A 24,010-nucleotide genomic window follows, 5' to 3' on the forward strand; every position below is an offset into this window, starting at 1 on the left:
GCGGCGTCGTCGCCTGCTTGTGAAGAGAGATCAGCATCCTTGCCTCCCGTTCCGAACCTCGCGCAGGACCGATCTTGCTATGAAGAACGAGGTCCGGCGAGGGTCAATGGGATCATCCGGGAAGGGCAGCTATTTCTCTTGGAAATCTTGCTTGCACATAACAGTTACTTTCGCCGAGACTTGTCTGACCTTTTAGATATTGGACCACCTCTGCCGCCGGTTTTAAGGATGCCCAGATGCGGATCTTCGCGTAAGATGGCGATTATGTCGCAAGTCTCTGCGCGAATTTCGAACGCTACATAATTCGTTGACGATTTCTTCGCCGTTATCGGTTAACCGCCGCTTTGGGAACATGAGCGTACGGAGAATTCGATGGCGACGATCAGGGGCACAAGCGGGAATGACAGGCTGACAGGCCAGAGCGGCGACGACCATGTCTATGGGCTCGACGGTGCCGACAGCTTCTATTGGCGCGGCAACCTTGGCAACGACCACTATCACGGCGGCAATCGCCATGACGACTATGATGCCAACCCCTATACGCCGGGCAATCCGGGGGGTGATCACCTGTACCTTCAAGGCAGCGTCGGGGCGCGCATCACGCTGACGACGACCGAAAATGGCTATGCCATCGGCAACAACAGGCTGGACTTCAACGGGATCGAGCGGATCAGCGGGACGACCGGCAACGACGTCGTCATGGCCGGACGGTCCGCGGCGAACGGAGCGCGGGACGGCGTGCCCGTCCACGGCATCTCGATTTTCACCGGCGCTGGCAACGACACCGTCTGGGGCTCGCGCTTCGACGACGTCATCGACGGGGGGGGCCGGCAATGACCACCTTGCTGGCGGGCAGGGCAACGACTTCTTTCATTCGAGCGAGGGGAACGACCGGATCTGGGATGATGCCGGCGAGGATAACATCCGCTGGGGCAATGGCGACATGGGTCACAATCCCGGCCACGACACCATGAACGGCGGCGCGGGGCGCGATCTCATCAACCTGTGGATCAAGCGCGGCGATGTCGTGGAAGACAACGAAGATGTCGGCATCGACGGGCTGACTGTCAGGATCACGTCCGTGAACAGCCAGGGCAGCTTTACCGGGCACGCTCGGACCGATATCGGCGGCGACGCCAGCGTGCGCTTCACGAATTTTGAAGTGGGTTGGACGCATCAGGGCAACGACGTGCTGAACGCCTCTGGTGCGACCGTGTCCGCGAATGGCACCGGGGTCAACTTCAACACCCGGTGGGGACATGACCGGTTGATCGGAAGCGTGGGCAACGACACGCTGGACGGGTCCGAGGGACGCGACACGATCAATGCCGGCCGCGGCGACGACGACATCTGGGTGGGCGCCGAGGCCAACGGTGACGGCAATCGCGACGTGCTGATCTTCCGCGCCGGCGACGGGGCCGACCAGGTGCATGGCTTTGACAGCGGCTTGGACGTTCTGGACCTCGGCGGGCGCGGCTATTCGGCCAGCGAGACCAGCTCGGGCACGCTGCTGGACTTCGGCAACGGCGACAGCATCCTGCTGCACGGCGTCTACGACTTCATCTGACCGATGCAGGTATGGGCAGTGGCCGAAGGATCACCCTCTCGGCCACTGCGCCGCATCCCGGACAGGCGCTGTCAGCTGCCGCTGTAGGCAACCGACATCATCGTCGCGACCAGGCCGATCAGAAGGATCGCCAGGCTGGCCACGTCCCGGGCCCGCCGCCGCACCTGCCCCCGAGGGGTGGGACGGAACGGCGACACCGCGATCGGCTCGATCCCAAGGGCCTTCTTGACCTGAGCCGGGGTCCGCAGGATCGGGCGGCGCAGTTCCAACAGGATTCCGGCCAGCAGGGCCAGCATCAGGCTGGTGCCGCCGCCCAGAACCGCCACTCGGCGACGCCCCGAACTGACCGGAAACTGCGGCTCGGTCGCGGTTTCCAGCAGGACCATCCGCTCGCCGTGATCGCCGGCGATCAGGCGCTCCTCCAGTTCGGCGTTGGACAGGCGCGTGGTGATCGCCGCGCGCGGCACCTCGAGTGCTGCGACCTGCTGTTGAAGTTCGGCCAGTTCAGCCGCGACTTCGGGCATGGCCGCGATCGAATCCTGGATCTGCGGCAGGCGCCGCTCGATGGCCGTGCGCTCGGCATTCAGCGCAGCCTCCTGTTCCCGGATCAGGTCGACTTGGCGGGTCACCCCCGGCGCCAGCTGCATGCTGCCTTCCCGCAACTGCTCGATCTGGTCCTCCAGGCGCCGCACCTCGGGATGATTCGGCGCAAGCGTCGCCCGCGCCTGCGCCAGGTTGATCTCGAGCACCCGCAACTGCTGGGTCAGGGACGTCTGGGTCGAGGTGTCCGTGGCGCCGACCTCCAGCGCCAGACGCTCGCGCTCCAGCCCCTGAAGCTCTCGGATCAGCTGATCGCGCTGGCTTTCCAGCCGGGCCTGCTCGGTGGCCAGGAAGTCCGCGTTTTCGGGCAGGCGCTCGGCGTTCTGGGTGCGAAAGGCGGTCAGCTTCGCGTCGGCCTCCGCGATGGCCTGGGCCGCCCGTTGATCCTCGGCCTGCAGCGCGGCGATCAGGTCGGCCTGCCGCCGGGCCTGGCTGGCCTGGCTGCCGGTCAGGATCTGCTGCGCCAGGTCGTTGGCGACGCGGGCCGCATTGGCCGCCTGACCCAGCCTGACCGTGATCAGCATTGCGGAAACGGCGGTGCCCGCGCCGGGGACGCTGCCCGTCGTCGGGATGAAGTCGATCCGCGCGTTGCTTCTGAACTGCGCGACCTTCTCGTTGACGCTCATCTCGGGTGCGTCCTCGAACAGGCGATAGCGCTCGATCATGTCCATGACGTTGCTGCGCGCCATCAGCCTTTGTTCGATCAGGCGAAGGCGCATCGCGGTGTCGTCCGCATCACCCGCGCCGAGGCCGCCGTTCAACAGCGTCGGCTGGACCTGGATCACCGCAATGGCCTCGTAGGCGCGGGGCAGGGTCATGGCGTAGGTGATCGACAAATAAAGCCCGGCCATCAGGATCAGCGCCATGACCGGTCCGCGCCGGCGCAGCATCCCGATGAATTCGCGCATACCAACAATGGGGCCCATTCAAACCTCGGCGTCGTGCAGGAAAAGGCCCAGGATCGGGCAGGTTCTGGTGATGCGGGCCTCGCAGCTGCGCAGGTCGGCGGCGACATCGGCGCGACCGTTCACGGCCAGCACGACACAGTCCACCAGCGGCAGCGCCGCAAGTCCGGCGTCACCGTCCAGGACCGGTGGAAGATGCATCAGCACCACGTCCGGGGCCAGCAGGGACAGTTCGGTCTTCAGGTCGCTGGCGAAATCGTCGTTCAAGAGCATTGTCGCAGCCTCGGCCGGATGCGCGGCGACGGCCAGAAGCGCCAGGCGGTCCGACAGGCGCACGGCGCCGAAGCGCGGGGTGTCCTGGGGCTTGGGGCGCGGCGCGTCCAGCTGCCTCAGGACGGGCTGCCGAGCGACGTCAAGGTCGACCAGCGCCACCCGGCGGCGGTGTCGCCGCGACTCCGACAGGGCCAGGTTCAGCGCCGTCAACGGTCCCGCCGGGCCCGCATGGGCCTGGGTGATCCCGATGCGCGTCCACGACCGCTCGGCCACCTCGGACAGGATGCGGGTGCGCAGCAGGTCGTAACCCTCGGCCCGCGCGGGATCATGGCCATCGGCAATTGCCTGGCGCAGCTGCGGCTTCTTCGGCATCGGCAAGAGCGGCAGGCTTGCCCAACGATTTGCCAGTGTATCATTTCGGCTGCTGCCGGACCCGTCCATGACCTACTCTTTCCCTTCAACCGATGACAGAATCATACCACGATGATACCCCCGCTTACATGAGCCCGATCCAAATGTCCGCAGTTTCCAACAGCCCTTCGACGGCGTGTGACGTCGCGGCGGTCGTGATCGGCCGCAACGAAGGCCCGCGGCTCGAAGCCTGCCTGCATGCGCTGCTTGGGGTTCTTCCGCGCGTGATCTATGTCGATTCGGGTTCCACCGACGGAAGCGTCGCCTTCGCGCAGGCGCTAGGCGTCAAAGTGGTGGCGCTGGACATGTCGGTTCCCTTCACCGCGGCGCGGGCGCGCAACGCCGGTCTGGCCGCCTTGGCCGAAGATGCGCCGGAATTCGTCCAATTTCTCGACGGGGATTGCGTGATCCAGGACGGATGGCTGCCCTGCGCCCTGGCGGCCATGGCGGCCGAGCCAGACCTTGGCGTCGTCGCCGGACGCCGCCGCGAGATCCGTCCGGACCGCTCGATCTATAACCGTCTGTGCGATCACGAATGGGACACGCCGGTCGGAGAGGCCCGTGCCGTGGGTGGCGACATGCTGGCCAGGTACGGGGCGATCGCCGGGGCCGGCGGTTTCAGGCCCGACCTCGTCGCCGGAGAGGAGCCCGAAATGTGCCTCCGGCTGCGGGCGGCTGGCTGGCGGATCCGCCGGCTGGACTGCGAGATGACGCGCCATGACGCAAACATGACCCGATTCGCCCAGTGGTGGAGCAGGACCCGCCGCGCCGGCCACGCCTTCGCCGAAGGGTCTTGGCTGCACGGCCGGCCACCCGAGCGGCACTGGACGGCCGAGACGCGGCGCGCGCTGCTCTGGGGCGCCGGGCTTCCCGCCGCGGCGTTGCTGGGGGCCGTACTGGTCCATCCCTTTTGCCTGCTGCTGCTGTTGGCCTATCCGGCACAGTATCTCCGCCTTCGGTCACGAATGGGGGCGGCGCAGGCGCTGTTCACGCTGATGGGCAAGTTCCCCGAAGCACTAGGAGCCCTGGGCTTCTACCGCAACCTGCTGATGCGGCGGCGCAACACGTTGATCGAATACAAATGACCCTATCGCGCCTCAGCGTCATCATTCCCGCCCACCAGGAAGAGCGGCAGATCGCCGCCTGTCTTCTGGCGCTGGCCGAACAGCCGCCCGTCCCCGACGTCGCCCGAGAGGTGATCGTGGTGGCCAATGGCTGCACCGATCGCACCGCCGAGGTGGCGGGCTCACAGACTGCGCTTCTTCAGCGATCCGGTTGGACGCTGCAGGTGATCGACCTGCCCGAGGGCGGCAAGATCGGGGCGCTGAACCATGGCGACGCCGAGGCATCGGGCGATCTGCGCCTTTATCTCGACGCCGATATCCGGGTCGGCTTCGGCCTGATCCCCGCGCTCTGCAACGCGCTTCGGCAACCCGGACCGCGCTACGCCGGCGCCCGGCTGGTCGTTCCACCACCCTCCAGCCGGGTCTCGGCGGCTTATGCGCGGTTCTGGCAGAAGCTGCCCTTCGTGGCCCAGGGCGTGACCGGGGCCGGGCTCTTCGCCGTCAATGCCGAGGGGCGCGCCCGGTGGGGCAGGTTCCCCGACATCATTGCCGACGACGCCTTCGTAAGGCTGCACTTCACCCCGGCAGAGCGGACGAGGGTCGAGGCGACCTATCTGTGGCCGATTTCGGAAAGGCTGAACCCGCTGATCAAGGTGCGCCGCCGCCAGGACGCGGGGACGGCACAGTTGGCGCTGCTCTATCCCGAGCTGGCGCGAAACGCCGCCGGTGATCGCGCTTCCTGGCGGCAGGCGCTTCGGCTGGGCCTGGCCGATCCCGAAGGCTTCGCCGCCTATGCGCTGGTGTCCCTGGGCGTCCGGATGCGCAAGCCGGCCGGCAACTGGGACCGGAACCGATAGGAACACCTTCAGGCCAATCCACGTCACCACTGAAGACGGCGGCAACTTCGCTGCCTGAATCACTCCGCTTCAAGCGGCGGCTCCTACCTGATCTTCGGCCTGGCGGCTTTCACATGCGTTCGAAGAAAATGCTTAAAAAGATCAATATGCAACCACAGGATTAAACACGCGCCTTAGGACGAGTCCCGTAGGTTGCAACAACCCCCTTTCGACCCATCTTTTAGATAGGTTGATGGGCGGCAACGGCCCAGATACTTATAAGTCTAACTAAAAGCCGCAATGAGTAGGATTGGCTTGGCGTTGTAACTTGTTCCGTTTTTTGCTAGTGTTTCAGGTGCTGAAATGATCCACGACGACCGTCTTTTGGACGCGACTGGTGCCGAACTCGTTGGCGACTTTGTTTCCTTCGAACCCCACAATCTCTACATGGGCGGCGGAAAACGCCTGCTGGATACCGCGATGATCGTCGCGGCGCTGCCCTTCATCCTGCCGATCATGCTGATCGTCGCGGTGCTGGTGGCCTTGGACGGCGGTTCGCCCATCTACAGCCAGACCCGACTTGGCCGGGGCTGGAAAAGCTTCCGCCTCTACAAGTTCCGGACGATGAAGACGAACTCGGCCGAACTGCTGGCGGCCCACCTGGCCGCTGACCCCGAGGCCAAGGCCGAGTGGGACCTGAACCAGAAGCTGCGCAACGACCCCCGCATTACCTGGGCCGGCCGTTTCCTTCGCAAGACCTCGCTTGACGAGCTTCCGCAGCTGATCAACGTGCTGCTGGGCCAGATGAGCCTGGTCGGCCCGCGCCCGATCATGGTCGAACAGCGCCCGCTGTATCCGGGCCACTACTATGCCGCGCACCGTCCCGGCCTGACCGGCCTGTGGCAGGTGTCGGCGCGTAACGGCACGACCTTCGCCGCCCGCGCCATCTATGACGAGCGGTATTACCGCGACCTGAGCCTGGGGCTCGACATCTCAACGATCGTCCGGACCTTCGTGGTCGTCGCGCGCTGCACCGGCTGTTGACCGGAGGCGCGCGTAAGCGGACTGCAGCGTCATCAGCAGGACCATCGACAGCATTCCGCCGCCGACATAGCCGCCCAGGAACGCAGTCATCCACCCGTGGTCCAGCACAACCAGAACGATGGTTGAGCAGACGCTGACGAGGATCGAGACCATAAGAGCGACTGCAAGGTTCAAACTTGCCTCTTTTCCTGACGCCGGGGCTCTGCAATTATAAGCTGAGCGAACACCCGTATTCAACGAAACAAACCTGTCTGGCGCCGTTTCACCTGCACCCGAGGCCGCATGAGCGCCAAGCTGTTGTCTGACGCCGTTCCCGCGACCGGCCAGACGCCGTCCCTGAAGGTCGGCTATGTCGTGAACACCTACCCCCGCCCGTCGCAGACGTTCATCCGGCGCGAGATCCGTGCCGTCGAAGCGCAGGGTGTCAAGGTGTGCCGCTTCGCGATGCGTCGCGACCCCGAGCCGCTCCGATCTGATCTGGACAAGGCCGAACAGGACGCAACTACCTATATCCTCGACGCTGGCGCGGGCCGGCTGGTTCGTGCACTGCTGCGCGCGGTCCTGCGCCATCCCGATGCCTTGCGCACCGCCATCCGCGCGGGTCGTGCCGGGGGTCCGGGCCGCGGCGTTCTGCGCCAGTTGATCTATCTGGCCGAAGGTGCCGTTCTGGCGGATCGGGCCAACGCCGCGGGCCTGCAGCACCTGCACGCGCATTTCGGCACGAACTCGACCGATGTCGTGCGGTATTGCCGGCTTCTGGGCGGCCCGGGATACAGCTTTACCGTCCACGGGCCCGAGGAATTCGACGCCCCGACCGCCCTGCTGCTGAAACAGAAGGTGAGCGAGTCGGAATTTGCCGTGTCCGTCAGCGCCTTCGGTCGCAGCCAGATGTCGCGCTGGACGCCCTTCGCCTGCTGGAACCGGCTGCGGGTCGTGCATTGCGGCATCGATCCCGCGCATTTCCCGGACCCGGGCCCTCTGCCCGCCGGTCCTGGACCCGGACAGCCGCTGCGACTGGTCTGCATCGGCCGCTTTGCCGAGCAGAAGGGTCAGATGCTGCTGATCGAGGCGATGGCACGGGCGACGGAAAACGCCCATCTCACCCTTCTCGGTGATGGGCCGCTTGGACCGGAACTTCGCGCGGCAATCGCCGCGCACGGTCTGTCCGGCCGCGTCGACCTGCCCGGCTGGGCGGACGAGGCCGGGGTTCGCGAGGCGTTGAACGCGGCGCATGTGATGATCATGCCAAGCTTCGCCGAAGGGCTGCCGGTCGCGCTGATGGAGGCCATGGCCGCCGGACGACCCGCGATCGCCACGCTGATCGCTGGCATCCCCGAGTTGATGGTTGACGGCAGGACTGGCTGGTTGGTGCCCGCAGGTGATGTCGGGGCGCTGACAGACGCCATCGACGCGGCGGCTTCCACCTCGCCGGACCGCCTGCGTCAAATGGGACTGTCGGGTCGTGAACGGGCGCTAGCGCGCCACGACATCAACGTCGAGGCTGCCAAGCTGGCCCGCCTGTTCAGGTCCAGCCAGCAGGATTGACAGGAACATCCCGTCAGTGCGCATCCAGCGCCCGACCAACGGAACATCCCTGACAACGACCGTGAAGCTGGTCGGCGTCAGGGTGATGTCGACATCGCGGTGATCCAGCCACAGGCCGGTCAGGGGAAACTGCGCCTTGAACGCGGCCTCCTTGGCACTGAAGGCCAGCGTTGCCGACAGGTCGGCTCCTAGACCACTGTCATCGCGGTCCCCAGGCGCCCGGATGATCGCGGCCAGATCGGCGTTAAACGGTGCCGCCTTCTCGATATCCAAGCCAATTCCGGCCCAGACGGCCGACCGTGCCGCCAGCGCCGCCGCCAATCCGGCTGCATGGCTGATGCTGCCTGCGACGCCGGCCGGCCAGCGGGGCGCCCGGTCAGTGCCAGCCGGAAGCGCAGCCGGATCAACGCCCGCATCCTGCATCGCCGCACGCGCCGCCGCACGGCCCGCAGCGAATTCCTGACGCCGCGCGGGCACGGCGCGCCGGACGGCGACCTGTTCGCCTGGCCAGAGCGGCGGCTGCCCATCGGCGATCGACCGCGCCGCGACACCCACCCCCAGGGGGAGCATCGACCGCAGCGCGGCAGTGATCACTGGCTGGTTCCCTGAGGCCGCATCCGCGCCCGCAGGGCGCGTCGGGCGGCCATCAGGTCGGCCGCCGCGGCCGGGGGGGATGCGGCCTCGACAGGCGGCGCCACCGGGGCCGGCGCCGCGACCGCGGCGGCACGGGCGCCCGACAGATGTCCCGCCAGGTCGCGCAGTACCGGGAACCGGAAGATGTCCGTGATCGAGCTGCGCGAGACGCCAAGCTCGTCGCGGATCGTCCGGTGCAACTGCACCGCCAGCAGCGAGTGTCCGCCCAGGTCGAAGAAGTTGTCGCCCGGCTGCACTTGCGGCAGCCCCAGGATGCGCGCCATCACCTGCCCGATACGCGCCTGCAGATCGCCGGTGTCGGCGACCGGCGCGGCCGCCGCCGCTGGCGCGGCCGGGACGGCGGGCGGCGCGGGGCGGGGCGCAGGCGCAGGTTCGGCCAAAGCCAGTGCCTTACGGTCGATCTTGGCATTCGGAGTCAGCGGCATCGCCTGCAGGACATTGATCCGCAGCGGGACCATGAAATCCGGCAGGTCCTTTGACAGCGCAGCGCGCAGGTGGGCCGGGTCCAGATCCGAACCGGTGACATAGCCGATCAGCTGCCGCTCGCCCGTGGGCGTGGCCTGGGCGACCACAGCCACGTCGCGCACGCCGGAAAGACGCGCCAGCCGGGTCTCAATCTCACCCAGCTCGATCCGGTAGCCGCGCAGCTTCACCTGCTGGTCCACCCGGCCCAGGAAGCGCAGCCGGCCCCGGCTGTCGCGCCGGCAAAGATCGCCGGTACGATAAAGCCGCTCGCCGTCCTTGTGCGGGAAGGCGGCGTCGGTCTGGGCCTGCCGGTTCCAGTAACCGCGGGTGACACCCGCACCACCGATCCACAATTCCCCCGCCACGCCGTCGGCGACGGGCTGGCCTGCCGGATCGCGCAGCTGCAGGCTGGTGGCGGCGATCGGCTCGCCCAGCCAGACCTCGTCGCCGTCCAGCCCCAGGTCCGCGACGGCCGACCAGATCGTCGTCTCGGTCGGGCCATACATGTTCAGGATCCGCGCCTTGCTGGCCGACCGCAGATCCGCCAGAAGGCCCGGACTCAGCGCCTCGCCGCCCAGCATGATCATCCGCAGCTGCGCCATCGCATCGCGCGAGGCCGGGTCTTCCAGCAGAAGACGGGCCATCGAGGGCGTGGCCTGCAGATGCGTCACCCCGTGGCGACGGATTTGGGCGGCGATGCCATAGTCGCTGGCATCGGCCCCGGCGGGGTTCACCCGGTCATGTACGCGGGCCAGATACTCCAGCCCCTGCAGGACTTGGGGCGTCGAGATGCCGTAATCGATCAGGCAGGCGATCTCGGTCACGCCGATGGCGCGCAGGCTTTCAATCCGGGCCACGGCCTCATCGACGGTGCCAAAGAGGCCGCTGTCGTTGAAATACCGCAGGAAGGCGAAGTCGAGGATGCCCTCCATCTCGTCCTCGGACAGGCTGGACAGGTCGATCGCCATTGGGTCGGTGACGCCGGCCGGCTTCTTGAAGGCGGGAAACGCCCAGGCATATTGCTTGACCAGACCGGCCGCCGCGCGCAGGTAATCCTTCATCGGCTCGCGCGCGACCTCCATCGAGGCTTCTCGCGTGTCGGCCAGATAGCTGTGCAGCATCAGCGTGACGGTGTGATCGGCGGGATCGTGCCCTGCCTCGCGCAGCGCCGCGTGATATTCGGGAATCCGCGCGGCGATGTCGTCGATGCTCTGCCCCAGAAGATGGGTCAGCACATTGGCCCCCAGCCGGCCGGCCTCTCGCCAGGTCTCGGGATTGCCGGCGGTCGTGACCCAGATCGGCAGCTCGGCCGAGACCGGGCGCGGCTGGGTCACCACCGCGAATTCGCTGCCGTCCGCCTTGGGGAAGCCCACCGCCTCGCCGCGCCACAGGCGCCGCAACTGGTCGATCGTGCGCAGCATGGCAGGCTTGTTCTGGGGCGGCGCGTTCTCCGGGCGCAGCACGAAGTCGTCGGGCTGCCAGCCCGAAGCGATGGCGATACCGGCGCGCCCGTTCGTCAGGTTGTCGATCACCGCCCATTCCTCGGCAATGCGGGCGGGGTGGTGCAGCGGCGCGACGCAGGACCCGGCACGCACGCCGATGTGGGTGGTGATCGCCGCCACCGCCGCGCCCGTGACCGAGGGATTAGGATAAGGGCCGCCGAAGGCATGGAAGTGCCGTTCGGGCGTCCAGACGGCGACGAAGCCGTTGCGGTCCGCGAACTTCGCGCCCTCCAGCAGAAGCTCGTATTTGCGGGGGCCGGCACCATCGTCGTTGCCCCAGTAATAGAGCGACATCTGCGTCCCGTTGCGCGGCCCCTCGGCGGGTTCGGACGCGCCGCCCAGAAGGTCGCCCGCGATGACGACTCGCCAGCCGCGCGTCAGCGTCCAGAAGATCTCCAGCACCGAAATGTCGAAGGACAGGCTGGTCACGGCCAGCCAGGTACTTGGTTCGGTCGACTGCAGGGCCGTGTCCATGCCTGCGAAGAAATTGATGACGTTGCGGTTTTCGACCATCACCCCCTTCGGCGTCCCAGTCGACCCCGAGGTATAGATCAGATAGGCCAGATCCCTGCCCTTGGCCGCCGTCGGTTCGGCTTCGGCGCCTTGCGCGTCCAGCATCAGGACCTTGGCCTTGTGGTCTGGCAGGCGCGACGCGATGGCCGGGTCTGTCAGGACGACCGGAGCGCCGCTGTCGGCCAGGTAATGGGCCAGCCGCTCGGCAGGATAGTCCGGATCCAGCGGCACATAGGCGCCGCCAGCCTTCAGGATTGCCAGCGCTCCGATGACCAGCCCCAGCCCGCGTGGCGCGAATAGGCCGACGGGCGTGTCCGGCCCGACCCCCATGGCCGCCAGCTGCCGCGACAGGGTCGTGGCGCGGCGGTCCAGCTCGGCATAGGTCAGGTGGTCGCCACGGAAGATCAGCGCCTCTGCATCCGGCGATCGCGCGGCTTGCGCGGCAAAGGCCGCCGCGATGGTGTCCGGCCCCTCGCCCGCCTGCCGGTCGTTGCGGGCCACGCGCGCGGACTGCCCGTCACGCAGCGTCGGGGCCTTGTCCAGCGGCAGTGCAGGATCGGCCGCCGCCAAAGCTTCGGTCACGTCGGCCACGGCCTGCCAGGCCTCGACTGTCATGCGGTCCCTGTCCCACCAGATGCGGATCTCGGGCTGAGGATCGGCGGGCAGGTCGATGCAGATGACGGCGCCCGACGGCGCATCGCCGGGATCCGCAGCCAGCGCCAGTTGCGGCGTGCCGGGATGTTCAAGTTCCGGCGCCCGGTGGATGAGGTCGGCCAGGATCGGGCCGCGCGATGCCACGGCGGCAAGGTCGCGCTCCAGCACCTCGGCCAACGAGGCAAGCGTCTGATCCTCGGCATCGATGGCCAGTGGACGGAAGTCCAGCAGATGCCCCGCCTTCGACGCCGCCGAGGGAGAGGCCATCGCGATGTCGAAGGCTGTCGATCCGATCATTCGCACCACGGCCCCGGCCAGCGCGGCCAGCACCTGCGCCCCCGTCATGGGACGCGGCAGGACCAGTCGGGCCGGCTGCCAATCGGGGCGCCCCGTGCCGGTGGCGGCTTCCGGCAGGACCAGCGGCGCCAGGCGGCCAAGACGCGCGCGCCAGAAGGGCTCGTCCTTCGCGGCATCGCGGATCACGCGGTCCAGTTCCGGGTCCTCGGCGACCGGCGGCAGCACATCGCCTTTGGCCAAGGCATGCGGCCCTCCATCAGTGGCGACCAGGCCGGACAACGTGACCGCGCCGCCCTGCCCGCAGGCGATCAGCACCTTGCCATCGCGCACGTCCAGGACCGTTCCGGGCACGGCGCCGTCAGCGCCCGCCGGGCGCGCGGTGACTTCGGCCGAACCCACCAGAAGCAGACCGTTCCGAGTCTGCAGCCGCGGCGACAGAAGCGGGTTCCAGTAGCCGCCATGGTCCAAGGCCCGGACCAGGCGCGAGATTGCAGCGGCGCCCTGCTCCGGGCCCAGCACCGCGCCGCCCCCCGGCCGATCGATGCGCATGTGCCGGCGCGACGGCGCGTGCGACTGCGCGACGCCCCGATCCTCGCCACGTTCCAGCATCCCGATCAGTTCGGGCAGGCTGGCGACGGCGGCTTCCCAGCAGCGGGCGTTCAGTGTCAGCGCCGTGTCATCCGCCAGGATGTCGACCGGCACCTTGATCAGGACCGGTCCCTCGTCGATGCCGCCCGACATGCGGTGCCAGGTGATGCCGTGCGACGTCGCACCCTCGAGCAGCGCCCAGACCGGCGCGTTCAGACCGGCGCGCTCGGGCAGTGGCCCGTCATGGAAATTCACCGCCCCCCGCCGCGCCAGCGCCAATGTCTGCGGCGGGACGACCTTCAGGTTGGCGACGCTGAGAAGGTAGTCGCACTCGGCGACCGGGCCGACCGGCAGGCCCATCTCGCGCGCCGTCTGCGCCAGGGCGGGATCCTCGACGGTAAAGGACCGCAGGACATGACCGCGGGCCATGACAAGGCGCGCCGCCTCGAGCGCGAGAGAGGCATTGCCGATCAGGCTGAATTCAAGCTGGGTCACGGTCATTTCTCCGGTCGAAAGATCTGTCGGCTGCGCGATGGGGCAAGGGCGTGGCGGATCAGCGCCCGCGCCTGGCCGCGCGGGAAATCGCGGTCCGGTCGCCCGGCAAGTCCGCGGATGCGGCGCACCGCCAACCCGGTCAGGTGCGAGAACGCGGCCAGCGCGGCATAGGCCCTGCCGTAATTCTGCCTGTAGTAATGTTCCCGCGAGGCGAACCAATAGTCGGGAGGAAGCGTCCAATCCTTCATCCCGGTGCTGACCGACCCGATATGGACGACCTTCGCATCCGGGAGATAATGCGTGGGCCAGCCGGCGCGCGCGGCGCGCAGGCAGAGGTCGGTCTCCTCGAAATAAAGGAAGAACGCCTCGTCGAAGCCGCCGATATGGTCCAGCACGTCGCTGCGGATCATCAAGGCCGCGCCCGCGACCCAGTCGACGGCCGCGGGCGTGACGGGGGCAGGCAGCGTCACGATATACCGGGCCAGGACCTTGGACAGCGGCCCCGTCCGCGCGGCATCCTCAAGCTCGCTCGCGGCGCCGGGAAAGCGGAAATGCGTCCCGTGATGCACGCCGTCCTCGCCGATGACGCGGCAGCCCAGAAGCCCGATGCCGGGATGCGCCTGCATGTGGTCGCGCATCCGGCGGATGGTGTCGGCATCCAGGAAGGCATCGGAATTGACCACCAGCACGAATTCGGCGGGCTTGGGCAGTCGGACCCTCATGGCGGCGTTGTTGCCGGCGCCGAACCCTCCGTTGCGACCCGACTGCAGAACCCGCAGCCGTCCGCCGCGGGTCCAGCCGCGCGCCTCGGCCTCGGCGGTCATTGTCTCGAAGCTGCCGTCGCCGGAATCGTTGTCGATCAGCGACACGACGCCGTCGATCCCCTCCATCGCAATCATCGCCGCCTCGGCCGAGCGCAGCGACATTGCGGCGCTGCGCCAGTTGAGGATGATGACGTGCACGGAACCGCCGCTCATTCGGCGGCCCGCTGCATCGGCATGTTCTGCTGGTCGGCTTGGGCCAGTTCTTGCCTCATCCGTTCGGCAAGGACGCGTACGCAGGGTTCGAGGACCATGGAATCGTGATCCCCAGGCACCTCGACGACGCTCAACCCGGACAGCCAAGGCGACCACAGGTTGTCCTCGAAGACATATTCCCGCGCCGTGCTGACATGCATGCCGTTCGACACCTTGAATCGTCGGTCCAGCCGCGGCCGATAGAGCGTCACCGGGCCGTCCCACTTGCGCATCCGGTATCTGGGCAGCGCGCCCAGGAACGCCGCGTGGATCGCCGCATTGTGGAAGCTCGTGGCCTCGGCCGCGGGCTGGGCGGCGCGGCGCGAGCGTTCATAGGCGAGGCGGTTCCGCAGCCAGTTGCCGAAGAAACCGACGCCTTCCTCGCGGACCTCGGCCATGCGGATCATCAGACGGTCGCGGCGGGAAAGAACCGGCCGCATCGGCACCGGCGTGTCCAGCATGACCACCCGTGCGATCTGGCTGCCCGTTTCCTCGAGCTGCCGCGCGATTTCCAGGGCCGTCAGCCCCCCGCCCGAGAAACCCGCGATCAGGTAGGGTCCGTCCGGCTGGATCTGCCGGATCTCCTCGATACAGCTTACGGCGGCCTCGGCCAGGGTTTCGTGCGGGGCGGCATCGCCGAACAGGCCCTGCGCCTGCAGGCCCCAGACCGGGCGGTCGGGCGACAGGCGCTGCGCCAGGGCGCGCAGGTTCAGGACGTTGCCGAACATGCCGGCGACGATGAACAGCGGCCGTCCGCCACCGGCGGCGCCCTGGCTCATGGGAACCAAGTGGGTGAAGCCCTCGGCCAGTTGCTTCTGCGCAGGGGCCGGGCTGTCGATCGCTCGTCCTTCCGGACGCGGCCCCAGCCTGCTTTCCAGAAGCGTTGCCAGCGCGGCGACGTTCGGCGCCTCGAACAGGGTCGCCAGCGGCAGATCGACGCCATAGGCCTTGCGGATCATCGCAAACAGCCGCACCGCGATCAGCGAATGGCCGCCAAGGTCGAAGAAGCCGTCGTCGACGCCGACCTGCTGGACGCCCAGAAGCTCTCTGAAGAAGCCGGCCAAGCTCCGCTCAAGATCGGTGCGCGGCTCGACATAGGCGCTGTCCAGGTCCGGCCGCTCGAAGCTAGTGCTGGCCCCGGCCTCGCGCGCGCGGCTGCTGCGCGTCTCCTGCGCGACCAGCTGCGGCAGGTCCATGCTCGAGATCGCCAGCTGCGGCAGCCCGGCCTGCAGCGCGACATCCAGAAGCCGGCCGCCCTCGCCGGGCGGAATGCCCTGCGCGACCAGATGCGCCAGGCGCTCCTGCCCGCCGCGCACGACGGGACGGTCGGGCGACTTGCGGGCCGCAAGCCGCGTCGCTGGTGCGGCATCCAGCCGGCGGAGCGTCAGCCCCTCGACCTCGACCAGGACGGCGCCATCGGGGTCGCACAGTGTCACGTCGAAGCTGGCATAGCCGCCATCGGCATGGGCCAGCCGGACATGGCTGACGATTCGGGCCGGCAGTTCGGCGCGGACGGTGATCCCGCGATAGGACAGCGGCACCCAAAGCTGCGCCCGGTCATAGCCGGGGATCAGCGCCATCGCCCATCCGGTCGCGATATCCATCAGGGCCGGGTGCAGGACGAACCCCTGCGCCAGGTCGCCAAGCGCCAGGTCCGGAAGCTGCAGCTCAGCCAGACCCTCGGGCCCAGTGCCGGCAGGTTGCAACCAGGTCGACCGCAGCACGCGCCAGCGCGAGCCGAACGCCATCTGCCCCTCCTGCGCGGATTCGAGCGCGTGGCCCGTCGGGGCATGATCGACGGGAATCCGCGACATCAACGAAGGCAGATCAAGGGCTAGCACCGACGGGTCCGCCGCGGCGACCCGCCCTTCTGCGGTCGCGACGAAGCCCTCTCCGAAGTCGGCCTCCAGCAGGAAGCCGCCCGTGTCCCCGCCAGAGGTCAGCGTCGCCCGGATTTCGCGGGTGGCGCCGTCTTCGACGATCAGCGGGTCCAGGAAGGCGACGTCGCGCAACGCCCAGGGCATCCGCCGGCCTGCGGCGCGCAAGGCTTCGGCGGCGATCTCGATGGTTCCGGTGCCGGGAAGCAGCGCGACACCGTCGCGCGTGCGGTGTTCCGCAATGATCCAGTCGGACGCCGACAGCCGTCCCGTGAACCGATCAGCGCCGTCGATGCGGCTGTGGGCCAGCAGCAGCGGCTGGTTGACAGGCACGGGCGCCGGTTCGTCACGGCGCCCGGTCAGCGCCTCGGCCGCCATGCCGATCTGCGCCCACACGCCCCAATTCACTGCGACGGTCCGGCCGAAGGCGGCGATGTCGGCCATTGCCACCGCGTTCAGGTATTCGTTGGCGGCAACATAGTCCACCTGCCCCGTCGCCGCGATCTCGGTCGAGGTCGAGGCAAAGAGGACGGTCCGCTTCAGAGGCGCGTCGGCAAAGACCAGCGCCAGGTTGCGGGTACCATGCACCTTCGGCGCCAGCACGTCCTCGATCTCGGCGCTGGACTTGGCCAGCATCGGCGCATCGGCGACGATCCCCGCGGCGTGGATCAGGTCGGTCACCCGGCCAAGGCGATCGCGGATGCGCGACACCGCCTGCGCCAGCGCGGCAGCGTCGGTGACGTCGGCCACCTCGGTCACGACGCGACCGCCGGCCGCCCGCAGATCCAGCAGCGCTGACATCTGCCGCGCCTCGCGATGGTCGGGATCGGCCTTGATCCGGGCCTCCCATTCGGACTCGGGCGGCAGGGGCCGGCGGGTCAGAAGTGCGACGGCGGCACCCTGAGCCACGATGTGGCGGGCCAGGGTCAGCGCGATGCCGCCAAGACCGCCGGTGATCAGGACGACGTCGTCGGGGCCGAAGGCCGGTGCAACGTCATCCGGCGCCAGTGCCTGCGGCGCCAGGTGCCGGGCCAGCCGGCGCCCCTTGCGCCAGGCGGTCCGGGCGGGCGGCGTAGGGTCCATCAGATCCTCGATCAGCCGATCGGCCAGTTCGGTCGGGTTGCGATCGAAAATGACATCGATGCTGCGCGCCGACAGCCATGGGAACTCTCTCATGCCCACGGCCAGCGGCCCCAGGATCATCGCCTTTTCCGGCGCCGCTATGGACTCGGATCCCACGCGCGCCGCACCCGAGGTCACGGCGACCACGTCAACCGGCTGGCCCGCCCCCTCGTTTGCCAAGGCGCGCAGCAGATAGAGCATGGTGTTGAACCCCTGCTCCAGATGGCGGTGGAACGGGCTGAAGCCCGCACGGGCGCCCTGCTGCCGGGCATCCGGCACCAGCCAGAAGCTGGCAATCCGCTGCGGCAGCCGGTTCTGCGCAACCAGCGCCGCGATCAGCAACTCGAAATCGGATTCGCCGTTTTCCGGTGCCACGATGAAGTCGGACTCTCCGGTCTGCGCGAAGCAGTCGCCGGGGCGCAGCGTGACGACCTGATGGCCGCCTTCGCGCAGCCGCGCGACGACCGCATCCGAAAGGCCGGTGTCACCGGCCAGGACCAGCCACCGCGCAGGCTGCCCCTGCGCGCGACCCTGGGCGTCGAGCTCGACATCGGGTGCCGACAACCGCCAGGACGGGCGCCAGCCCCAGTCTTTCGTGTCGGGCAGATGCAGCGGCCCGCCCTCGGTCGCGGCGGCCGCAGCCTCGGCCGTGGCAGGCTCTATGAAATATCGCCGGCTCTGGAAGACATAGCCGGGCAGCGGAACCCGCCGCCGGCCTTCGCCCCAGATGGGCGTCCAGTCGAGTGGCAGCCCCGCCGCCGACAGGCGCGCGAAGGCCGACAGGAAGAAGGCGTCATCCTCGATGGCCTGGTCGGGGTGGCGCAGGGTGCTGACGACCCGGTCGGGCAGCGCGCCGTTGGCCTGCGCCAGGGCGGACATCGCCCGGCCCGGCCCCACCTCCAGGAACAGCCGCGCGGGATCCTCCTTCAGCGCGGCGATGCAGTCGCCGAAACGGACCTGGCCGCGCAGGTGATCGACCCAATAGGACGGATCGGTCGCCTGAGCATCCGTCATCCACGTCCCGCTGCGGTTCGACAGCAGCGGGATCTGCGGCGGCGACAGGCGGATGCCGCGCAGGAACGCCTCGAACTCGGGCAGGATCGGGTCGAGCATGCGCGAATGCGCGGCCACGTCGATGGCCACGCGCTGGCATTCGATGCCGCGCGCCTCGAGCCGCGCCTGCAGGGCGTCGATCTGGTCGCGCGGCCCCGACACGACCGACAGACCCGGTGAGTTGTCGACCGCAAGGTCCAGCCCCGGCCCGGCTTCGGCCCGCAGTTCGTCGGCGGGCAGCGACACGCTGAGCATGCCACCAGGCGCGACACGATCGAACAGACGGCCACGAAGCTCGACCAGCTTGATGCAATCCTCGAAGCCGATGACGCCGGCCAGGCAGGCGGCCGTGTTTTCGCCCATCGAATGTCCGGCCAGCGCCTTTGGAACCGCGCCCCAGCTGATCCACAGCTGAGCCAGCGCGTATTCGACGATCATGATCAGCGGCAGCTGCACCGAGGGCCGGGTCAGCGCCTGCGTAGCCTCGGCCTCGTGCCCGGCGAGGGGAAGCCACACCGTCCGCGGGTCGCTGCCGGTCAGCCCCTGCAGCACCGCCAGACCGCGGTCCATCCAGTCGCGGAAGACCGGCTCGGTCTCATACAGGCCGCGCGCCATGTTGATCGACTGCGCGCCGCCGCCGGGAAACAGGAAGGCCAGGCTGGGCGGTTGCGGCATGCGGTCGTGGTTGAAGACACGGCGCGGGTCGCGGCGTTCCAGCAGGTCAGCGGCCTCGGCCGCGTCTGCCGCGACGAGAACGCGGCGCTTGTCGAAATGACGCCGCCCCTGCTGCAGGGTGAAGGCCACGTCGGCAAGTTCCGCGCCCGGATTGGCGCGCAGCCACGCGGCCAGCGCCGCCGAGTTGGCATCCAGCGCCGCGGTGCTGCGTCCCGTGACGATGAGCGGCTGCACCGGCCAGTCGGACGGCTCCGCCGCCGCGCGTTCGGGCGCCGCCTCGATCACCGCATGGGCATTGGTGCCGCCTACGCCCAGCGAATTCACGGCCGCGCGGGCCGGCCGCCCGGGATGGACCGGCCAGGCTGTCGTGTGGGCCACGACATGGAAGGGCGTCGCATCGAAGTCGATCACCGGGTTCGGCGCCTCGAAGCCCAGGCTGGGCGGGATGGTCCGGTGGTGCAGCGCCAGCGCCACCTTGATCAGGCCGGCGGTGCCCGCAGCGGTGTCCGTATGGCCGATGTTCGTCTTGACCGAGCCGATGCCCGTACGCCCGCCGGGGCTGCCCAAGGCGAATGCCTCGGTCAGGGCGGCGACCTCGATCGGGTCGCCCAGCCTGGTGCCGGTGCCGTGGCATTCGACATAGTCGATGGTGGCCGCGTCCACGCCAGCCATCAGATGCGCCTCGGCGATCGCCGCCGCCTGCCCTTCGACCGAGGGGGCCAGATAGCCCGCCTTGGCGGACCCGTCGTTGTTGATTGCGCTGCCCTTGATGACGCCCCAGATGTGGTCGCCGTCGGCCAGGGCGTCTGACAGCCGGCGCAGCAGCACGGTGGCGGCGCCGCTGCCGAACACGGTGCCTTCGCTGCGATGGTCGAAGGCGCGGCAATGGCCGTCGGGGGACAGGATCTCGTTCGGCTTGTAGATATAGCCGCGCCCCTGCGGCAGTTCGATCGTGACGCCGCCGGCCAGGGCCGCGTCGCAGTCACCCGCGATCAGCGCCTGGCAGGCCGAATGCACCGCCACCAGCGAGGTCGAGCAGGCCGTCTGGACCGAGATGCTGGGTCCGCGCAGGTCGAACACATGGCTGACCCTGGTCGACAGGAAGTCCTTATCGTTGCCGGTATGGCGCAAAAGGAACATCCCGGTTTCGTCCACCAGGTCACGATTCGAGCAGATGTTGACCGAGAAATAGCTGCCCATGCCGCAGCCTGCCCAGACGCCGACCGTGCCCAGGTCGTCGGGGCGGTGGCCGGCATGTTCCAGGGCGTGCCAGCAGGTCTCAAGAAACTTTCGGTGCTGCGGGTCCATGACCGCCGCATCCTTGGGGCTGAACCCAAAGAACTCGGCGTCGAAACGGTCGAAGCCCTCCAGCGGCGCGGCGTGCGGCACATAGTCGGGGTGGTTGATCCGCGCCAGCGATTCGCCTGCGGCCGACAACTCCTCGGGGGTGAGGCGGCGAATCGATTCGACCCCGTTGCGCAGGTTGGCCCAGTATGTCTCGGGATCGCCGGCGCCCGGCAGATTCAGCCCGAAACCCACGATGGCGATGTCACGCGCGCCGACCGGTGCCTGTGTCATGACCGCTTCCACTCCCCGTTTATATCTCGGTCGCGCTCACAACCATGACGTGGCGCGCCGTCACTCAGAAAACATTACAGCGGACGCATAGCAAAGCTTACAAGGCAATGCATGAACATTTAAACGGAATGATGTGGAAACGCTGCGGCGACCGGCTTACGGCTGAATTATTAGGTAGGGAACTGGTTTGGGTAACTCTCTGTCACTGATGATGTTGGTCCTGTGGCCGGCCGTGGCAGCGGTGCTGTTCTCGCAGCTGCCGCATCGTGGCGCCATCATCTGGACGATCCTGGCCGGCTACCTGCTGCTGCCCCCGGTCGTCGGGATCGACCTGCCGCTGCTTCCGACCGTCGACAAGCATGGGATCCCCGCTATCGCGGCCCTTGTGGGGGCGCTGGCGCTGCGATCTCAGTCGCCGCTGCACTGGCAAAGGCTCGAATGGTGGGTGCTGGCGCTGGTCGCGCTGGCGCTTGTGACGCCCGTCGTGACCATGGCCACCAACCCCGAGCCGCTGATCGTCGGCATCACCTACAGGCCTGGGCTGGGGCTGTTCGACGCCGTGAACGGGGTGATCGGGGCCATGGTGATGCTGCTGCCGTTCCTGTTGGGCTATATGGTGCTGTCGTCGACCGACGGCGTCCGAACGTGGATGACGGCGCTGCTGCTGGCGGGGCTTGCCTATTCGCTGCCGATGCTGCTCGAGGTCCGGATGAGCCCGCAGCTGAACGTCTGGATCTACGGCTTCTTCGCACACGACTTCATCCAGTCGATCCGTTATGGCGGCTATCGCCCGATGGTTTTCCTGGAACACGGTCTCTGGGTGGCGCTGTTCGGCTTCATGGCCGTCATCGCCGCGACCCTGCATCTGCGCGAAGGCAATGCCCGGCTGAGGCTGCGCAACGGGGCGGTCCTGGCCTATCTTCTGGTCGTCCTGTTCCTGTGCAAGAGCGCCGCGTCCCTGATCTATGCGGTGCTGCTGGTGCCCATCGTGCTGCTGGCACCGCCGGTCTGGCAGGTCAGGCTTGCGGCCCTGCTGGCGCTGACGGTGCTGGTCTATCCGCTGCTGAGATGGCTGGACCTGTTCCCTGTCGACGCAATCAGGGATCTGGCGATGTCGTTCGACGCCGAACGCGGCCGCTCGCTCGAGTTCCGGTTTGCCAACGAGGATCTGCTGCTGGAACGGGCCAGCCAGAAGCCCTTGGCGGGCTGGGGGGGGTGGGGCCGGAACCTCGACATCGACCCGATCTCGGGGCGCTTCGTCACGGTCAGCGACGGCTACTGGGTCATCATGATGACGATCAGCGGCATCGTCGGCTATGTCGCGACGTTCGGCCTTCTCTGCGGGTCGCTGATCCGCCTGTGGATCGCGGTCCGCATCTCGACGATCGACCGCTGGACAGCGGGACTGGCGCTGATGATGGCGGCGAACCTGGTGGACCTGGTGCCGAACGCGACGGTGACGCCGCTGACCTGGCTCAGCCTCGGGGCGCTGGCCGGTCTGGCGGCCAGAGGCGCAACGGTGCCGCAGGACGCGACCGCGCCCCGCGTCGCGGACAGGCCCCGGATGCGCACGGTCATCGGATGAAGGACGCCCGCCGACAGACCTATCGGGCAGCTGCCTGCGCGGATCAGGCCGCTTTCGACGAACATCACCAGGTCCCGCCAAGCGTGGAGGCAGCGTGAACGAAATTCTGGACCATGAATGGGACGTGATCGTCATCGGCGCCGGGCTGGGCGGCGGCATCTGCGGTCGCGCCCTGGCCGAGGCCGGGCTGTCGGTCCTGTTCATCGAAAAGGGTCCTGCTTCCGATGACGCCTCGTCCGACGGTCAAGACGCCGCGGGCGACGACCCCGCCTCCCGTGAAGCGGCCGGCTGCTGGCCCCTGCAGGTCGAGGCCAGGGTCGAGGGCGTGATCACGACCTCATGGGGTGCGCAAGGCGTCGGCGTCGGAGGAACGTCGCTGTTCTATGCCGCCGCGATGGAGCAGCCCGAACGGCACGACATGGACGTGACGGCTGGGATGCCACACCCGATCGGCGGCTGGCCCGTCGGCTATGACGAATTTCAGCCCTGGTACGACCGCGCCCGCAGCATGATGGCCGTGAACGGCACGCCAGATCCGCTGTCGGACAACGCCGTGGCCCTGGCGCCGCCTCGTCCGCTGGCCGCGCGTGACGCCGCGCTGGAAACCGCGCTGCGGGAGGCCGGGCTGAGCCCCTACCGCGCCCATTTGGGCATCCGGCAGATCATAGGATGCACCGAATGCATCGGCCACAAATGCCCGATGAACTGCAAGATGGATGGTCGTTCGGCGGGTGTCGTTCCGGCCTTGGCCACGGGACGGGCCGCCGTGCTGGATGCGGCCAACGTCATCGCGCTGGAAGGCGGCCCGCGCCGGGTGACCGGGGTCAGGCTGCGCCGCCACGGGGCCGAGCACGTGCTTTCCGCCCGCGCCTATGTCATGGCAGCCGGGGCCTTCGGGTCGCCTCGCCTGCTCATGGCCTCGAAGAACGACCACTGGCCCCATGGATGCGCGAACTCCAGCGGGATGGTGGGCAGGGGCCTGATGTTTCATGTCAACGAACGGATCGCCATCTGGCCGCCGCGCGATGCGCCACCATCGTCGCCGGGACCGCGCAAGTGCTTCTCGATCCGGGATCTCTACCGCGAGGAGCACTTGCGCTTCGGAATCCTCCAGTCGCTTGGGCTGCCGGCGACCTACGGCAACGTCCTCTTCGCCCTGCGGCAGGGCTATGCCTCGTCGCGCTTCCCCAAGCTGCGCCTGATGCACGAACTGCTGCGCATCCCCGCCTTCGCCGCCGCCCACGTCCTGGGAGAGGCGCGGGTTTTCGCCGCCATCATCGAGGATCTTCCGGACGAGGCGAACCGTGTCGTCTTCGACCCGGCGCGTCCCGACACGATCATCTATGAATACACCGTGTCCGACGAACTGAAGGACCGCCGGCGCCGCTTCCGGCGGCTGCTGAAACGCCGGCTGCGCGGGCTGCGATCAATCTGGCTGAATTTCTCGCCGGAACTGAACGTCGCGCATCCCTGCGGTACGCTGCGGTTTTCGGACGACCCGGCCAGAGGCGTTCTTGACCGCGACTGCAGGGCGCATGACGTCGACAACCTTTATGTCGCCGATGCCAGCTTCATGCCCAGTTCGACCGGGGTGAACCCTGGCCTGACGATCGTGGCGAACGCCCTGCGCGTCGCCGACGCCCTGGGCGCAAGACTGAAGCATGAATGACGACATCGCTCCTTTCCGGTCA

The 24,010-nt window shown here is 68.1% G+C and carries 15 protein-coding genes and 1 pseudogene; 9 read left to right on the forward strand and 7 right to left on the reverse strand.

Features of this window, described 5'->3' with window-relative positions:
• The first annotated feature begins 372 nt into the window (after window positions 1–372).
• The 3 genes and pseudogenes from OC184_RS12570 to OC184_RS12575 all read left to right on the forward strand — a co-directional run bounded on the left by OC184_RS12570 (window position 373) and on the right by OC184_RS12575 (window position 1,567).
• Window positions 373–837, forward strand: a complete 465-nt coding sequence (locus OC184_RS12570; RefSeq protein ID WP_265507528.1) for a hypothetical protein — start codon at window positions 373–375, stop codon at window positions 835–837.
• A pseudogene (locus OC184_RS20500) lies at window positions 773–931 on the forward strand (hypothetical protein); the annotation flags it as partial. The gene OC184_RS12570 and the pseudogene OC184_RS20500, both read left to right, overlap by 65 nt.
• Before the next feature lie 12 nt (window positions 932–943).
• Window positions 944–1,567: a calcium-binding protein gene (locus OC184_RS12575; RefSeq protein ID WP_265507529.1), complete on the forward strand. Its 624-nt coding sequence runs from the start codon at window positions 944–946 to the stop codon at window positions 1,565–1,567.
• Between the two features lie 71 nt (window positions 1,568–1,638).
• Here OC184_RS12575 and OC184_RS12580 read toward each other — a convergent pair whose 3' ends face one another.
• The gene (locus tag OC184_RS12580; protein WP_265507530.1) at window positions 1,639–3,093 is read right to left on the reverse strand and encodes a GumC family protein; all 1,455 of its coding nucleotides are present in this window, start codon (window positions 3,091–3,093) and stop codon (window positions 1,639–1,641) included.
• The gene (locus OC184_RS12585) at window positions 3,094–3,717 is read right to left on the reverse strand and encodes a P-loop NTPase family protein (RefSeq protein ID WP_265507531.1); all 624 of its coding nucleotides are present in this window, start codon (window positions 3,715–3,717) and stop codon (window positions 3,094–3,096) included.
• 143 nt (window positions 3,718–3,860) lie between these two features.
• On the opposite strand from OC184_RS12585, the gene OC184_RS12590 reads away from it, so the two are divergent.
• From OC184_RS12590 to OC184_RS12600, 3 genes are all read left to right on the forward strand, one after another.
• Window positions 3,861–4,841 carry a glycosyltransferase gene (locus OC184_RS12590; RefSeq protein ID WP_265507532.1) on the forward strand — a complete coding sequence of 327 codons (981 nt, stop codon included), beginning with the start codon at window positions 3,861–3,863 and terminating at the stop codon, window positions 4,839–4,841.
• Window positions 4,838–5,677, forward strand: coding sequence for a glycosyltransferase family 2 protein (locus OC184_RS12595; protein ID WP_265507533.1), 840 nt, complete (start codon window positions 4,838–4,840; stop codon window positions 5,675–5,677). The genes OC184_RS12590 and OC184_RS12595 overlap by 4 nt, the downstream gene beginning before the upstream one ends.
• Before the next feature lie 342 nt (window positions 5,678–6,019).
• Window positions 6,020–6,700: a sugar transferase gene (locus OC184_RS12600; protein WP_265507534.1), complete on the forward strand. Its 681-nt coding sequence runs from the start codon at window positions 6,020–6,022 to the stop codon at window positions 6,698–6,700.
• Here the strand turns inward: OC184_RS12600 and OC184_RS12605 are convergent.
• A complete protein-coding gene (locus OC184_RS12605; RefSeq protein ID WP_265507535.1) occupies window positions 6,650–6,874 on the reverse strand; it encodes a hypothetical protein in 225 nt (74 codons plus the stop codon). The genes OC184_RS12600 and OC184_RS12605 overlap by 51 nt on opposite strands.
• Window positions 6,875–7,036: 162 nt before the next feature.
• Between OC184_RS12605 and OC184_RS12610 the strand changes: the two genes are divergently transcribed.
• Window positions 7,037–8,245, forward strand: a complete 1,209-nt coding sequence (locus OC184_RS12610) for a glycosyltransferase (protein WP_446686852.1) — start codon at window positions 7,037–7,039, stop codon at window positions 8,243–8,245.
• Here OC184_RS12610 and OC184_RS12615 read toward each other — a convergent pair.
• From OC184_RS12615 to OC184_RS12630, 4 genes are read right to left on the reverse strand one after another with little or no spacing between them, the layout of a single operon-like run.
• Window positions 8,174–8,839, reverse strand: a complete 666-nt coding sequence (locus tag OC184_RS12615) for a 4'-phosphopantetheinyl transferase family protein (protein WP_265507537.1) — start codon at window positions 8,837–8,839, stop codon at window positions 8,174–8,176. The genes OC184_RS12610 and OC184_RS12615 overlap by 72 nt on opposite strands.
• Window positions 8,836–13,413: a MupA/Atu3671 family FMN-dependent luciferase-like monooxygenase gene (locus OC184_RS12620; protein ID WP_378979850.1), complete on the reverse strand. Its 4,578-nt coding sequence runs from the start codon at window positions 13,411–13,413 to the stop codon at window positions 8,836–8,838. The genes OC184_RS12615 and OC184_RS12620 overlap by 4 nt, the downstream gene beginning before the upstream one ends.
• A gap of 2 nt (window positions 13,414–13,415) precedes the next feature.
• Entirely contained in the window at window positions 13,416–14,390 is a 975-nt protein-coding gene (locus tag OC184_RS12625; protein ID WP_265507539.1) for a glycosyltransferase family 2 protein, read from the reverse strand.
• A complete protein-coding gene (locus tag OC184_RS12630) occupies window positions 14,387–20,734 on the reverse strand; it encodes a type I polyketide synthase (protein WP_265507540.1) in 6,348 nt (2,115 codons plus the stop codon). The genes OC184_RS12625 and OC184_RS12630 overlap by 4 nt, the downstream gene beginning before the upstream one ends.
• A gap of 187 nt (window positions 20,735–20,921) precedes the next feature.
• On the opposite strand from OC184_RS12630, the gene OC184_RS12635 reads away from it, so the two are divergent.
• Complete coding sequence (locus OC184_RS12635; RefSeq protein WP_265507541.1) at window positions 20,922–22,319, forward strand: hypothetical protein; 1,398 nt, start codon at window positions 20,922–20,924, stop codon at window positions 22,317–22,319.
• A gap of 94 nt (window positions 22,320–22,413) precedes the next feature.
• Window positions 22,414–23,988, forward strand: a complete 1,575-nt coding sequence (locus OC184_RS12640) for a GMC oxidoreductase (protein ID WP_265507542.1) — start codon at window positions 22,414–22,416, stop codon at window positions 23,986–23,988.
• The last annotated feature ends 22 nt before the right edge of the window (window positions 23,989–24,010 follow it).

The sequence above is a fragment of the Paracoccus rhizosphaerae genome (genome assembly GCF_026162645.1).
In the GTDB taxonomy this organism is placed as follows: Bacteria; Pseudomonadota; Alphaproteobacteria; order Rhodobacterales; family Rhodobacteraceae; genus Paracoccus; species Paracoccus rhizosphaerae.